This is a genomic window from Ruegeria sp. BG3, from assembly GCF_056538485.1.
In genome coordinates, this window is sequence record NZ_JBQFTE010000014.1 from 65,365 (window position 1) to 77,507 (window position 12,143).

A 12,143-nucleotide genomic window follows, 5' to 3' on the forward strand; every position below is an offset into this window, starting at 1 on the left:
CAGTACCAAACCTTAGTTAAAGAAGCGCGGCCAGGGTTTCATACCCTGACCGCGCTAATCTCATCCCCAATTGTGACGCCGTCGGCTAGTGCCCGCCAGCGGCAGCAACACTGCGTGGTTCGGTCGGCATTTCCCGAGGCGGGCGGCCGATCACGTCGCGCAGGTCTTCCAGTTCGATGAAGTTGTCGGCCTGGCGGCGTAGCTCGTCCGAGATCATCGGAGGCTGGCTGCGGATGGTCGACACGACCGAAACTCGTACGCCCTGACGTTGCAGGCTGGCAATTAGCGGGCGGAAATCCCCATCGCCCGAGAACAGCACAATATGATCAACACGTGGCGCCAGTTCCATAGCATCGACGGTGAGTTCGATATCCATATTACCCTTCACCTTCCGACGCCCCATGCTGTCGGTGTATTCCTTGGCCGGTTTGGTCACCATGGTGAAGCCATTATAGTGCAGCCAGTCAACAAGCGGTCGGATCGGAGAGTACTCGTCATTCTCCAGCAGCGCTGTGTAGTAAAAAGCACGCAGAAGCTTGCCACGGCGCATGAATTCCTGCCGCAGAAGCTTGTAGTCGATGTCGAAGCCAAGTGCTTTTGCGGCGGCATAAAGATTCGAGCCGTCGATGAACAGCGCTAGCCGTTCGTCCTTATAAAACATAAATAGGTCCTTCCGGTATAATCCAGCCCGCTGCGCGTTTAAGAGTGAGTGGTGTAAAATTAAGCGTGCTGGTGTGCCTATAATTAGGGCTTTTAATGCGCATCGCAAGTATGCATTTGGCCGAATATGGGGGTATTAATGGGCAAAACCACGTCAAATGCAGTTGTTGCGATGGGCGCAAATCTCAATCTGAGCGGACTAGGGCCCAAGGTGACACTTCGCAACGCAATAAAAGCGCTTGCGGACCGTGGTGTGGTGATTCGCGCTGAAAGCCGATTTTTTGAAACGCCCTGTTTCCCTCCGGGTGCGGGCCCCGACTACGTCAATGCCGCCCTTCTGATCGAGACTGACCTTCCGCCTGCGCAGCTGCTGGAGGTTCTGCATGAGGTCGAGCATGAGTTCGGTCGTGAGCGGGTGCAGCGCTGGGGGATGCGGACGCTGGATCTGGATCTGGTGTGCTACGATGATCAGGTGTTGCCCGATCCCGCCACCTTCGATCGCTGGCTGAGCCTGCCCGCGGATGCACAGCGTCAAGAGACCCCGGAGCAGCTGATTTTGCCCCATCCCCGACTGCAGGACCGGGCGTTTGTGCTTGTGCCCATGGCCGACGTGGCCCCGGATTGGCGCCATCCAGTTCTGGGTCAGACCGTCCAGCAGATGCTCGAGGCGCTGCCAGCGGAAGACATCGCCGCGGTCACACCTTTGTAGATTGGTGGATTTGCGCTATTTCCTGCTTGTCAAGGCGCTCAATCGGTCTTAGATACAACGCTTCCTGATATGGACTCAGCAACGGAGTAGCGTTCCATGGCCCGCGTGACGGTTGAAGACTGCGTAGACAAGGTTCCCAACCGGTTTGAACTGGTGATGCTTGCCGCCCATCGTGCGCGTGAGATTTCCGCCGGTGGACCGATCACTGTGGATCGTGACAACGACAAGAACCCCGTTGTCTCGCTGCGTGAAATCGCCGACGAAACCCAGAGCGCGGATGAACTGCGCGAGCGTCTGATCGAGGCCAACCAGACCCAGATCGAGGTTGATGAGCCCGAAGAAGATCAGATGGCTCTGCTGATGGGCGCCGAATCGGACAAACCTGCCGAAGATGACATGTCGGAAGAAAAACTCCTGCGTGCTCTGATGGAGGCTCAAGGGCAGGGGTAAGCCCTCAAAACGAAGGTGCGGACCGGATGATTTCTGCTGACGACCTGATTGCGCTGGTCCGCAATTATAACCCAAAGACAAACGCTGAACGCATCGCAAAGGCCTATGAATTCGGCCAGCAGATGCACGAAGGGCAGTTCCGGCATTCCGGCGAGCCCTACTTTACCCATCCCGTTGCCGTTGCCGCCATCCTGACCGAACAGCGTCTGGATGATGCGACAATTATCACGGCGCTTTTGCACGACACGATCGAAGACACTAAAGCCAGCTATGGTAAAGTGGCCGAGCTGTTCGGGGATGAGGTCGCCAAACTGGTCGATGGCGTCACCAAACTGACCAACCTGCAACTCTCCAGTCGCGAAACCAAACAGGCCGAGAATTTCCGCAAGCTGTTCATGGCTATGTCCAAGGACTTGCGGGTCATTCTGGTTAAGTTGGCCGACCGTCTGCACAACATGCGCACCATAAAGGCGATGCGCCCCGAAAAGCAGATCGTCAAAGCACGCGAGACCATGGATATCTACGCGCCGCTTGCGGGCCGAATGGGCATGCAGTGGATGCGCGAGGAGCTCGAAGACCTCGCCTTCCGTGTGCTGAACCCCGAAGGGCGCCAGTCGATCATCCGCCGCTTTATCACCCTGCAGCGCGAAACCGGAGATGTGATTCACCGGATCACCGGTGACATGCGCCATGAGCTGGAGAAAGCGGGCATCGAGGCAGAAGTCTTTGGTCGCGCCAAGAAACCCTACTCGATCTGGCGCAAAATGCAGGAAAAGGATCAGGGCTTCTCGCGCCTGTCTGACATCTACGGGTTTCGCATCATCACCGAAACCGAGGAAGACTGCTATCGCACCCTCGGCGCGATCCACCAGCGCTGGCGCGCGGTGCCCGGCAGGTTCAAGGACTATATTTCTCAACCGAAATCGAACGGCTACCGCTCGATCCACACCACTGTCTCGGGGCGTGACGGCAAACGGGTCGAAGTTCAGATCCGTACGCGCCAGATGCACGATGTGGCTGAAACCGGCGTGGCCGCGCACTGGTCTTATCGCGACGGCGTCCGGACCGAGAACCCGTTTGCGGTCGACCCCGCCAAGTGGATTTCGAACCTGACCGAGCAATTCGACAATGAGGAAGATCACGAAGACTTCCTCGAAGCCGTCAAGCTTGAGATGTACTCGGACCAGGTATTCTGCTTCACGCCGAAAGGCGATGTCGTGAAGCTACCGCGTGGGGCGACGCCGATTGATTTTGCCTACGCCATCCACACCCGTATCGGCCATGCATGTGTCGGAGCAAAAGTCGATGCGATCCGCGTGCCGCTCTGGACCCGGCTGAAGAACGGTCAGTCGGTCGATATCATCACCGCTGATGGCCAGACCCCTCAGGTCACTTGGCTTGAGATCGCGGTCACCGGCAAGGCCCGCACCGCGATCCGCCGCGCCCTGCGCGAGGTTGACCGCGAACGATTCATTAAACTTGGCAAAGAGCTTGCGCGTTCCGGGTTCGAACATGTCGGCCGCAAATCCACCGATAAGGCGCTGGATACAGCCGCCAAGCACCTGCGTCTGAAAGACCGGCATGAGCTGTTGGCACGTTTGGGCAGTGCCGAACTGACAGCCCATGATGTGGTCAGCGCCGTTTATCCGGAACTGACACAGGATGACGGCGATGCGATCCCCCTGCGGCGCGCCGTGATCGGTCTTGAGCCAGGTCAGAAATTCGACCGCGCCCCCTGCTGTCAGCCCCTGCCGGGCGAGCGGATTGTCGGCATCACGCATCGGGGTAAGGGCGTCGAGGTTCACGCCATCGACTGCAACCGCCTGGGCGCATATGAGAATGAGCCCGAGCGGTGGGTCGATCTTCACTGGCATTCTGGCACCCACCCGGCAGTCTATGGCGCGACACTTGACCTCACCATCGGCAACGATGCAGGCGTACTGGGGCGTATTTGCACATTGATCGGCGAGAAAAAGGCCAATATCTCGAACCTTGAGTTCGTCGACCGCAAACCGGACTTTTACCGACTGCTGATCAATGTCGAACTGCGAGACCTTGAACAATTGCATTCGCTGATGCTGATGCTCGAGGCAGAAAGTGACGTGGCCGCTGTCGAACGGTACCGAGAGCGTGAAAATGCCGCCCTGCCGGCTGGTTGAGATGAGGTGATCAGGAGTGGTTTTCAAGCGCCGAGATCGACGCTCTCCCATTCAGGCCGCATCTGAGTTTGTCTATCCACGTGGCGGATGGACCCGCGCCTTTCACTATGTCAAACATCGCGTTCGCCGTTTGCCAGACTCGCCCGAGCGGATCGCACGCGGTATCGGGGCAGGGGTGTTTGCAGCGTTTACACCCTTCTATGGCCTGCATTTTCTGGTCGCCGCCATCGGCGCGCGCCTGCTCAACGGCAATATCGTGGCTGCCCTCAGCGGCACGTTCTTCGGCAATCCGCTGACCTATGTTCCTATCGGTGTCATCTGCTTGCAGACGGGGCATTTCCTTCTGGGTACCGAATTCGAGAAAAGCGAAACCCGCGGCTTGATGGGGAAATTCGCGGATGCCATGGGCGATCTGAAGAACAACTTTCTCGCCATGTTCACTGACCGCGTCGCAGATTGGCACGGTTTGGGCTTATTCTACCGCGAGGTGTTCTACCCCTATATGATCGGCGGCATTCTTCCCGGTCTGCTGGCGGGGGTAATCTGCTTTTACCTCAGCCTGCCGCTGATCCGCACCTATCAACAGCGCCGCCGCGCGCGGATCAAAGCGAAGTTTGAACAAATCAAGCGTCTGGCCGAAACCGAGGCTGACACTTCGGTGGAAAAGGTACTAGCTTCAGCTCAAACCGTGAAAAAGGAATCGCGCGATGTCTGACACTTATCTGCGACTTGGTGTGAATATCGACCACGTTGCCACCGTGCGTAATGCACGCGGTGGGGCTTACCCCGACCCGCTGCGCGCCGCTAAACTGGCAGAAGAAGCCGGGGCCGATGGCATTACGGCGCATCTGCGCGAAGACCGTCGCCATATCTCCGACGCCGATATCGATGGTCTGATGGAGGTCCTCTCGGTCCCTCTGAACTTTGAGATGGCTGCCACCGACGAGATGCAGAAGATCGCCCTGCGGCACAAACCTCATGCGGTCTGTATCGTGCCGGAGAAGCGCGAGGAACGCACCACCGAAGGCGGGCTGGAAGTCGCGCGCGAGGAAAACAAATTGGCCCATTTCATCGCCCCCTTGCGCGATGTCGGCTGTCGTGTGTCGATCTTCATCGCTGCTGACCAACGCCAGATCGAAGCCGCCCATCGCATCGGGGCCGAGGTGATCGAGCTCCACACAGGCGCATATTGCGATGCCTTTGCCGAAGGCCGCATGGAAGACGCCGAGCGTGAGCTGGAAAGCCTGCGCCAGATGTCGACCTTTGCCCATACGCTGGGCCTCGAAGTCCATGCAGGCCATGGGTTGACCTATGAGACAGTGAAACCCGTCGCGGCCTTCCCCGAGGTGCGTGAGTTGAACATTGGCCACTTCCTGATCGGCGAGTCGATCTTTCTGGGCCTTACCCCCGCCATTCAGGAAATGCGCCGCCTAATGGATGAGGCGCGGGCGTGATCACGCCAGCTTTCATAGCGATCTGGTTTGCCTGGCTGATGGCAGGGGGTTCACCCGGTCCGGCCACCATGGGCATTGCCGGTACCGCTATGACTGAGGGTCGCCGCGCAGGGCTGGTCTTTGCACTTGGCATATGCGCAGGCTCTGCTGCTTGGGGAATCGCCGCCACGCTGGGCCTGTCGGCGATCATGCTGGCAAACGTCTGGGTCTTCGAGGTGATCCGTTACTTTGGTGTCGCCTATCTGGGCTGGCTGGCACTCAAGGCACTGCGCCGCGCGATGACCGCCGGTGAGGTTCCATTGGGCAAGCCAGTCACCGGGTCGCTGCGCACGATCTTTGCGAAAGGTGCAGCCATTCACCTGACGAACCCCAAGGCGATCCTCAGTTGGGGATCGATCTATGCGATCGTTGCCCCAAATGATGCCAGCCTATGGGTGTTGTTGGGATATTTCGGCCTACTTTATGCGGGATCGTTGCTGATCTTCATCGGTTACGCCTTCCTGTTTTCCTCGGTGCGTATGGTTAGCGCCTACCGGCGTGCTCGACGTTGGTTCGATTTTGCCTTTGCGGGGTTCTTCGGCGTCGCCAGCTACAAGATTTTGACGGTTCGGTTGTCGTGATCCTCGGAGTGGGTACAGACCTCGCGAATATCGAGCGCATTCAGCGCACGCTCGACCGTTTCGGCGACCGTTTCCGCAATCGCGTGTTCACAGAGACCGAGCAGCGCAAGGCCGAACGTCGCCACGACACCGCAGGTACCTATGCCAAACGCTGGGCCGCGAAAGAGGCGTGCTCCAAGGCGCTGGGCACCGGCCTGCGCATGGGTATCGCCTGGAAGGACATGGCGGTCAGCAACCTGCACACGGGCCAGCCCGTGATGCATGTAACCGGCTGGGCCGCCGACCGGCTGCACCAGATGACGCCAGAGGGTCATGAGGCGATCATCCACGTCACCCTGACCGATGACCACCCCTGGGCGCAGGCCTTTGTGGTGATCGAGGCGCGCCCGCTTCAAGAACCCGGTACGCAGCCTTGACTTGCCCCCGCATGGCCCGCATGTAGCACCCAACACACCAAGGAGCGAAAGAGCAGTATGGCCGAGGACGTCAAAACCGGAAATCCCATCTGGGAGACGATCAAAACCATCGTCTACGCCCTGTTGATCGCAGGCGTTTTCCGCACCCTGTTCTTCCAGCCCTTCTGGATCCCCTCCGGCTCGATGAAGCAGACCCTGCTGATCGGCGATTTTCTGTTCGTCAACAAGATGGCCTACGGTTACTCCTACGCCTCCTGCCCCAGCCTGATCATCCCCAGCGTCGGTCTGAATATAGACGCCGAGGATATATGCGGCTGGCTTCCGGGTGACGACAATACCCGCATATGGGGCGGAGAGCCCGAGCGCGGCGATGTGATCGTCTTCCGCCACCCTGTGACGGGCCGCGACTATATCAAACGCCTCATCGGCCTGCCGGGCGACCGCGTTCAGGTTCGCCAAGGGCAGATCATCCTGAATGGCACACCCGTCCCGCAACAAGCCGATGGCGTGTTCACTGAAGTGGCGGCTCCGCAAGGCCCGCAACGCCTGCGTCCGCGCTGCTCCAACGGTCCGGTGGGCATCGGTGGCGTCTGTGAGAAAGAGCGCTTTGTCGAGACCCTGCCCAATGGCGTATCCTATGACGTGCTGAGTATCGGCAATCAGGGGTCCGACAATACCGGCATCTACACCGTGCCCGAAGGCCACTATTTCTTCATGGGTGACAACCGCGATAACTCTGCCGACAGCCGTCTGCCGCAATCTGCTGGTGGGGTAGGCTATGTTCCTTACGAAAACTTGATCGGTCGCGCCGACCGTATCATGTTCTCGTCGGCTGGCCGGTCTATGCTGTTTTTCTGGACATGGCGCAGCGACCGCTTCTTCAAGGCGGTCAATTGAAGGTATCGGCCGACATAAAGGCATTTCAACACCGCTTGGGGTACGAATTCTCGAACCCCGAGCTGTTGGTGCGGGCACTAACCCACGGTTCAGTTTCGTCCGCCACCCGGCCCGATAACCAACGGCTCGAATTCCTGGGTGACCGCGTTCTTGGGCTCGTTATGGCGACAGCCTTGCTGGAGGCGGACAAGAAAGCCTCCGAAGGCCAACTTGCCCCTCGTTTTAACGCGCTGGTGCGTAAAGAGGCCTGTGCCGATGTCGCCCGCCAGATTGATCTGGGTGCGGTGCTCAAGCTTGGCCGGTCCGAGATGCTGTCCGGTGGCCGCCGCAAACAGGCGCTTCTGGGCGACGCGATGGAGGCAGTAATCGCCGCCATCTACCGCGACGCCGGGTTTGAAGCCGCTCGCGATGTCATCCTCGCCCTCTGGGGGGATCGAATCCACACGGTCGAATCCGACGCTCGCGACGCCAAGACTTCGCTCCAGGAATGGGCACAGGCCCGCGGCCAGAAACCGCCCAGCTATATCGAGGTCAAACGCAGCGGCCCCGACCACGCCCCGGTTTTCACCATCGCCGCCCGCCTGCAAGACGGGGCCGAGGCACAGGCTACCGCCGGATCAAAACGTCAGGCCGAACAGGCGGCGGCAAAGGCTCTTCTGGACGCGCTGCCCAAATAGCCCCGTTCATCTTCCAAAACCCGATCCGCTCTTCATCTGGCTAAAAATATCCCGGGGGTGAGGCCGGATGAAATCCGGACGAGGGGGCTGGCCTCCTCCCGGTTGGATTGGCGCAGCCAATCCAATCCCTAGACCACCCGGATATACCCGGTCAGACCAGTTTTCTGATGTTCGATCACATGGCAATGAAAGGCCCAGTCACCGGGATTGTCGGCGACCAGAGCGATCTCAACGACCTCATCCTTCAAAAGCAGCATGGTATCGGTCAGCAAAGGCGGCAGTTTGCGTAGGTTCGACTTCAAAGGCGTAAATACAAGCCCATGCAAATGGATCGGGTGCAGGTTCGGCGATTCGTTCCGTAGCCGCAGAACATAGCTATTGCCCATCTCCAATACGGCCAGAGGGCCAACGCCCTCGGTGGCATCTCCTGCCCACGGGGTCCGGTTGATCGACCAGAAATTATACCCCAGAGAGCCACAGAATCCGTTATTCGGCTCTCCACCCTCGGGCGTCCAGCCAAAGACGAACTCATGCAGCTCGGCAGTGGCGAGATCAGGCCGTGCAACCGGGTTCGGGGGCAATGGTTTCAACTCCCGCAAATCACGCGCAACATCCGCGCCCACGGCCCGAAGACGTGCCATCGGGCGATGCGGCTGACCCGGCAGTTTCGCGACCAGATCCACCATCTGCCCCTCGCCTGAGGGCATCGCCACCGCGAAATCCACCCGTTGGCCCGGTCCAACCAGCAGAGGGTCCTCGGCGCTTGGCAGGGGAACCTCGACAGCAACCGGATGCCCGTCCCAGGCGATGATCCGCGCCCTCGCGCCCTCAAGATGTAGCCGATAGATCCGGGTCGTATCCGTGTTCACCACCCGCAGCCGCACCAACCCGCCCGAGATGTGGTCATAGACAGGCGTATCCAGCCAATTCGCGGTTTGCAGATTGCCGAACGTTCCAGCCCGTGCCGCGCCGCGCTGGGTATAGGCGGGCAAGAACTGGTCTTCGTCATCCAGACGGAAATCGCGCAGGTTAATGACCTGTTCGCTGTCAAACCCGGGATCTTCGGCCTCGGAAATAACCATCACGCCGGTCAGACCATGGGCCATCTGCTCCATCGTCATGCAATGAGGGTGGTACCAATAGGTTCCGGCATCGGGGGGCGTGAACTCATAGTCGAACAGTTCATTCGGCCCCATTGGCATCTGGGTCAGATAGGGAACGCCGTCCATTGCGTTCGGAATGCGCAGGCCGTGCCAATGCATCGCGGTGTAGTCCAGTGTCGAGTTGCGTACCGGCAGACGCATCGCCTCACCCTGACGGCCCCGTAACACCGGCGGCGGCGCATCCGAGGACAGGCTGACCATCCCGGTCGTCACCTGATCGCGCAGTGTAAAACTGGCCGATTGGATGACCAGTTCAGGCGCGGCTGAGGCCAGCCCGAACCCTCCTAGTCCGATTGCCCCTGCGACGGCGCTGCTGCCCAAAAGGAACTCTCGACGTTTCATGATTTGCCTCTTTGATGAAATCCTCGCCTGGCTGTCATCGGCGTGGCGTGTGGCTACAGTTTCACTGCACACGACGGATCGCAATGCGACAAAACCCTCTGGCCCGCGCGGGCATTCTGCTATAGGGGTGCGCACTTGCAAACAGGATCGCAACACACATGACCACACGCGCCGGATTTATCGCCCTGATCGGAGAGCCAAACGCAGGCAAATCCACCCTTTTGAACCGCATGGTCGGGGCCAAGGTCTCGATCGTGACGCATAAGGTGCAGACCACCCGCGCGCGCATTCGTGGCGTGGCGATGGAGGGCGACGCGCAGCTGGTCTTTGTCGACACGCCGGGCCTGTTCAAACCGCGCCGCCGTCTGGACCGTGCGATGGTCGCCGCAGCGTGGGGTGGGGCGGCTGATGCGGATGTGGTTGTTCTGATGATCGAGGCCCATCGCGGCATCACCGAAGGGGTCGAGCGGATCCTCGAAGGTCTCGAAGAGATCGGACAAGGCCGCACCATCGCGCTGGCCATCAACAAGATCGACAAGGTGCCCTCCGAGAAGCTGCTGGCGCTGACCAGCGACCTGAACGCACGCTACCCTTTTGCCGAAACCTTCATGATCTCGGCCGAGAAGGGCCACGGCGTCGACGACTTGCGCAAATGGCTGGCGGGTGAGCTGCCCGAAGGCCCGTGGCTTTACCCCGAGGATCAGATCGCCGATCTGCCCCTGCGCATGATCGCCGCCGAGATGACGCGCGAGAAGCTGACCCTGCGTCTGCATCAAGAACTGCCCTATCAGCTAACCGTCGAAACCGAGAGCTGGGAAGAGCGCAAAGACGGCTCGGCCCGGATTGATCAGATCATCTACGTCATGCGCGACGGCCACAAAGGCATCGTGCTGGGCAAAAAGGGCGAGACGATCAAGGCCGTCAGCCAGGCCGCGCGGGCGGAATTGGAAGAGTTCCTCGACCGCAAGATTCACCTGTTCCTGCAGGTCAAAGTCCGGCCCAACTGGCTGGAAGAATCCGAGCGGTACTCGGAGATGGGTCTGGATTTCAAAGACGGCAACGCATGACCCGTCTGACCGCAGACTTCTGGGTCCATGCCTATCTGGCACGGCTGCGGTTTCAGGAAATCCCGGCCTTTGTGGTGGCGCATGGCGACGAAACGGCGGGTGCGGTTCTGGTCAAGCTCAACACACTCGACGGGCAGGCGGTGGCCTTCCAACGCAGCTTTGACCTGATGAGCGGCGCGCGCAAATGGGTAGAACTCTCCAGCGGCGCCGAGGGTGATGTGGACGAGGCCATCCAGCGCCAGCGCAACTTTGACCCTGATCTCTGGGTGATTGAGGTCGAAGATCGGCAGGGGCGGCATTTGCTGGATGAAGAGGGGCTGGAATAGCCCCACCCACAGGGACTTGGACAGGCGGCTCAAACCGTTTAGTTTGAAGGGCAGGTCGGCAAAGGCTGATCGTTGAGAAAACCGCAAAAAGGTCAGGTGTTGGCGTGGCTGAAACACTCGCTGAGAAACTTGAAAAATCGAATCTGGGCCATTGGATGCAGCGATTCGAAGGCTTCATGGTCTTCATTGGTGTTGTCGGCCCCTTTGCTACGCTTCCGCAGCTGATCAAGCTGTTTTTCACCCACTCGCAACACGCCACCGGCCAGTCGCTTTTGTCCTGGTCGCTTTATGCTGCGCTGTCATTTCTGTGGTTTGCTTATGGGTTGGTGGTCGGGAAGCTGCCGATTTACGTGGGCAATGGGATCTCGATGATCCTCAACCTGTTGATGGTGGTTGGTATCCTGATGCACGCGGGCCTAACGTTCTGAGTGGGCATTAGCCCAGCACCAGCGGCTCCAGCGACACCCGCAGCGATACGGCGGCGAAAAACAGAACACTGCCTGCCAGAACGAAAACATGCCAGATCGTGTTGTGATAGGGCATCCAGTCGGACAGGTAGAAGATGACGCCTGCGGTATAGACTACGCCTCCGGCAATCATCAGAGCGAGTACCGAAGGTGGCAGCTCGTCCAGCAAAGCGTGCCCGCTCCAGACGGCGGCCCAGCCCATTCCCAGATACAAGACCAGCCCGATCCAGCGAAAGCGGTGCGGGTCCACCATTTTCAGCACCGACCCCAGCGTGGCCGAGGACCATAGGCCGATCATCAGCCCCGGGGCTTGCGCGCCGGACAGCAGCAGGAAGGGCGTGTAGGTGCCTGCGATCTTCACATAGATGCCCGAGTGATCCAGCCTGCGCAGTACCTCGGACCATCGGTCACTCACGACCATATTGTAGAGCGCAGAAAAGCTGAGCATCAGGATCAGCGTCACTCCGTAAATCGACGCACCCATCACCGCGTCCGGGTCAGCGCGATAAAGCATCGTCATAACAATCAGAATAGGAACCGAGATGAGGGCTAGAAACAAGCCCAGAACATGTACAACTCCGTCACTGATGCGCTCGGCCCGGCTATAGGCTGGCCGGATATGTGCAAAAGATCGCATGGTAAAAGGGTAGGTCCGCTGCCGTCCTCGGGCAAGCCTGCCGGGCTGAACTTATCGTGTAAGTGTCACAGCTTGCGGCGCTGGCGGGTGTTTTTCATC

Annotated in this window: 15 protein-coding genes; 12 read left to right on the forward strand and 3 right to left on the reverse strand. The window is 59.4% G+C overall.

From position 1 onward, the window contains the following. Positions 1–85: 85 nt before the first annotated feature. Positions 86–661 carry a LabA-like NYN domain-containing protein gene (locus ACR0AI_RS20450; RefSeq protein WP_039541714.1) on the reverse strand — a complete coding sequence of 192 codons (576 nt, stop codon included), beginning with the start codon at positions 659–661 and terminating at the stop codon, positions 86–88. A 138-nt stretch (positions 662–799) separates the two neighbouring features. On the opposite strand from ACR0AI_RS20450, the gene folK reads away from it, so the two are divergent. The 9 genes from folK (at position 800) to rnc (ending at position 8,042) form a co-directional block, all read left to right on the forward strand. Continuing rightward, positions 800–1,369: a 2-amino-4-hydroxy-6-hydroxymethyldihydropteridine diphosphokinase gene (folK, locus tag ACR0AI_RS20455; protein ID WP_480676789.1), complete on the forward strand. Its 570-nt coding sequence runs from the start codon at positions 800–802 to the stop codon at positions 1,367–1,369. Positions 1,370–1,465: 96 nt separating this feature from the next. Next, the gene (gene rpoZ, locus ACR0AI_RS20460) at positions 1,466–1,819 is read left to right on the forward strand and encodes a DNA-directed RNA polymerase subunit omega (protein WP_170380450.1); all 354 of its coding nucleotides are present in this window, start codon (positions 1,466–1,468) and stop codon (positions 1,817–1,819) included. Positions 1,820–1,845: 26 nt separating this feature from the next. Continuing rightward, positions 1,846–3,978, forward strand: a complete 2,133-nt coding sequence (locus tag ACR0AI_RS20465) for a RelA/SpoT family protein (RefSeq protein ID WP_170556386.1) — start codon at positions 1,846–1,848, stop codon at positions 3,976–3,978. Between the two features lie 16 nt (positions 3,979–3,994). Continuing rightward, positions 3,995–4,693, forward strand: a complete 699-nt coding sequence (locus tag ACR0AI_RS20470) for a DUF2062 domain-containing protein (RefSeq protein ID WP_480676791.1) — start codon at positions 3,995–3,997, stop codon at positions 4,691–4,693. After that, positions 4,686–5,432 carry a pyridoxine 5'-phosphate synthase gene (locus ACR0AI_RS20475; RefSeq protein ID WP_480676793.1) on the forward strand — a complete coding sequence of 249 codons (747 nt, stop codon included), beginning with the start codon at positions 4,686–4,688 and terminating at the stop codon, positions 5,430–5,432. The genes ACR0AI_RS20470 and ACR0AI_RS20475 overlap by 8 nt, the downstream gene beginning before the upstream one ends. Then, on the forward strand, positions 5,429–6,052 hold the full coding sequence (locus tag ACR0AI_RS20480) for a LysE family translocator (RefSeq protein ID WP_480676795.1): 624 nt from the start codon (positions 5,429–5,431) through the stop codon (positions 6,050–6,052). Before ACR0AI_RS20475 ends, ACR0AI_RS20480 begins: the two co-directional genes overlap by 4 nt. Then, complete coding sequence (gene acpS, locus ACR0AI_RS20485) at positions 6,049–6,468, forward strand: holo-ACP synthase (RefSeq protein ID WP_480676797.1); 420 nt, start codon at positions 6,049–6,051, stop codon at positions 6,466–6,468. Before ACR0AI_RS20480 ends, acpS begins: the two co-directional genes overlap by 4 nt. A 57-nt stretch (positions 6,469–6,525) precedes the next feature. After that, positions 6,526–7,365: a signal peptidase I gene (lepB, locus tag ACR0AI_RS20490; RefSeq protein WP_170556391.1), complete on the forward strand. Its 840-nt coding sequence runs from the start codon at positions 6,526–6,528 to the stop codon at positions 7,363–7,365. Further along, positions 7,362–8,042 (forward strand): ribonuclease III, encoded by a 681-nt coding sequence (rnc, locus tag ACR0AI_RS20495; protein ID WP_170768418.1) that lies wholly within the window; start codon positions 7,362–7,364, stop codon positions 8,040–8,042. The genes lepB and rnc overlap by 4 nt, the downstream gene beginning before the upstream one ends. Before the next feature lie 128 nt (positions 8,043–8,170). Here the strand turns inward: rnc and ACR0AI_RS20500 are convergent, their stop codons facing one another. Then, positions 8,171–9,547 carry a multicopper oxidase family protein gene (locus tag ACR0AI_RS20500; RefSeq protein ID WP_480676799.1) on the reverse strand — a complete coding sequence of 459 codons (1,377 nt, stop codon included), beginning with the start codon at positions 9,545–9,547 and terminating at the stop codon, positions 8,171–8,173. A 158-nt stretch (positions 9,548–9,705) separates the two neighbouring features. Between ACR0AI_RS20500 and era the strand changes: the two genes are divergently transcribed. The 3 genes from era (at position 9,706) to ACR0AI_RS20515 (ending at position 11,368) form a co-directional block, all read left to right on the forward strand. Then, entirely contained in the window at positions 9,706–10,614 is a 909-nt protein-coding gene (gene era / locus ACR0AI_RS20505) for a GTPase Era (protein ID WP_170380441.1), read from the forward strand. Next, positions 10,611–10,940 (forward strand): DUF1491 family protein, encoded by a 330-nt coding sequence (locus ACR0AI_RS20510; RefSeq protein WP_480676801.1) that lies wholly within the window; start codon positions 10,611–10,613, stop codon positions 10,938–10,940. Before era ends, ACR0AI_RS20510 begins: the two co-directional genes overlap by 4 nt. Before the next feature lie 104 nt (positions 10,941–11,044). Continuing rightward, complete coding sequence (locus tag ACR0AI_RS20515) at positions 11,045–11,368, forward strand: SemiSWEET transporter (RefSeq protein WP_170662549.1); 324 nt, start codon at positions 11,045–11,047, stop codon at positions 11,366–11,368. Positions 11,369–11,375: 7 nt separating this feature from the next. Here ACR0AI_RS20515 and trhA read toward each other — a convergent pair whose 3' ends face one another. Continuing rightward, positions 11,376–12,044: a PAQR family membrane homeostasis protein TrhA gene (trhA, locus tag ACR0AI_RS20520; RefSeq protein WP_480676803.1), complete on the reverse strand. Its 669-nt coding sequence runs from the start codon at positions 12,042–12,044 to the stop codon at positions 11,376–11,378. Positions 12,045–12,143: the final 99 nt, after the last annotated feature.

What these genes read in the sequence shown, in the direction of transcription:
- ACR0AI_RS20475 (WP_480676793.1), top strand. Translation starts at nt 4,686, where the DNA reads ATGTCTGACACTTATCTGCGACTTGGTGTGAATATCGACCACGTTGCC.
- ACR0AI_RS20450 (WP_039541714.1), bottom strand. Translation starts at nt 661, where the DNA reads ATGTTTTATAAGGACGAACGGCTAGCGCTGTTCATCGACGGCTCGAAT.
- era (WP_170380441.1), top strand. Translation starts at nt 9,706, where the DNA reads ATGACCACACGCGCCGGATTTATCGCCCTGATCGGAGAGCCAAACGCA.
- ACR0AI_RS20500 (WP_480676799.1), bottom strand. Translation starts at nt 9,547, where the DNA reads ATGAAACGTCGAGAGTTCCTTTTGGGCAGCAGCGCCGTCGCAGGGGCA.
- lepB (WP_170556391.1), top strand. Translation starts at nt 6,526, where the DNA reads ATGGCCGAGGACGTCAAAACCGGAAATCCCATCTGGGAGACGATCAAA.
- ACR0AI_RS20465 (WP_170556386.1), top strand. Translation starts at nt 1,846, where the DNA reads ATGATTTCTGCTGACGACCTGATTGCGCTGGTCCGCAATTATAACCCA.
- trhA (WP_480676803.1), bottom strand. Translation starts at nt 12,044, where the DNA reads ATGCGATCTTTTGCACATATCCGGCCAGCCTATAGCCGGGCCGAGCGC.
- folK (WP_480676789.1), top strand. Translation starts at nt 800, where the DNA reads ATGGGCAAAACCACGTCAAATGCAGTTGTTGCGATGGGCGCAAATCTC.
- ACR0AI_RS20510 (WP_480676801.1), top strand. Translation starts at nt 10,611, where the DNA reads ATGACCCGTCTGACCGCAGACTTCTGGGTCCATGCCTATCTGGCACGG.
- rpoZ (WP_170380450.1), top strand. Translation starts at nt 1,466, where the DNA reads ATGGCCCGCGTGACGGTTGAAGACTGCGTAGACAAGGTTCCCAACCGG.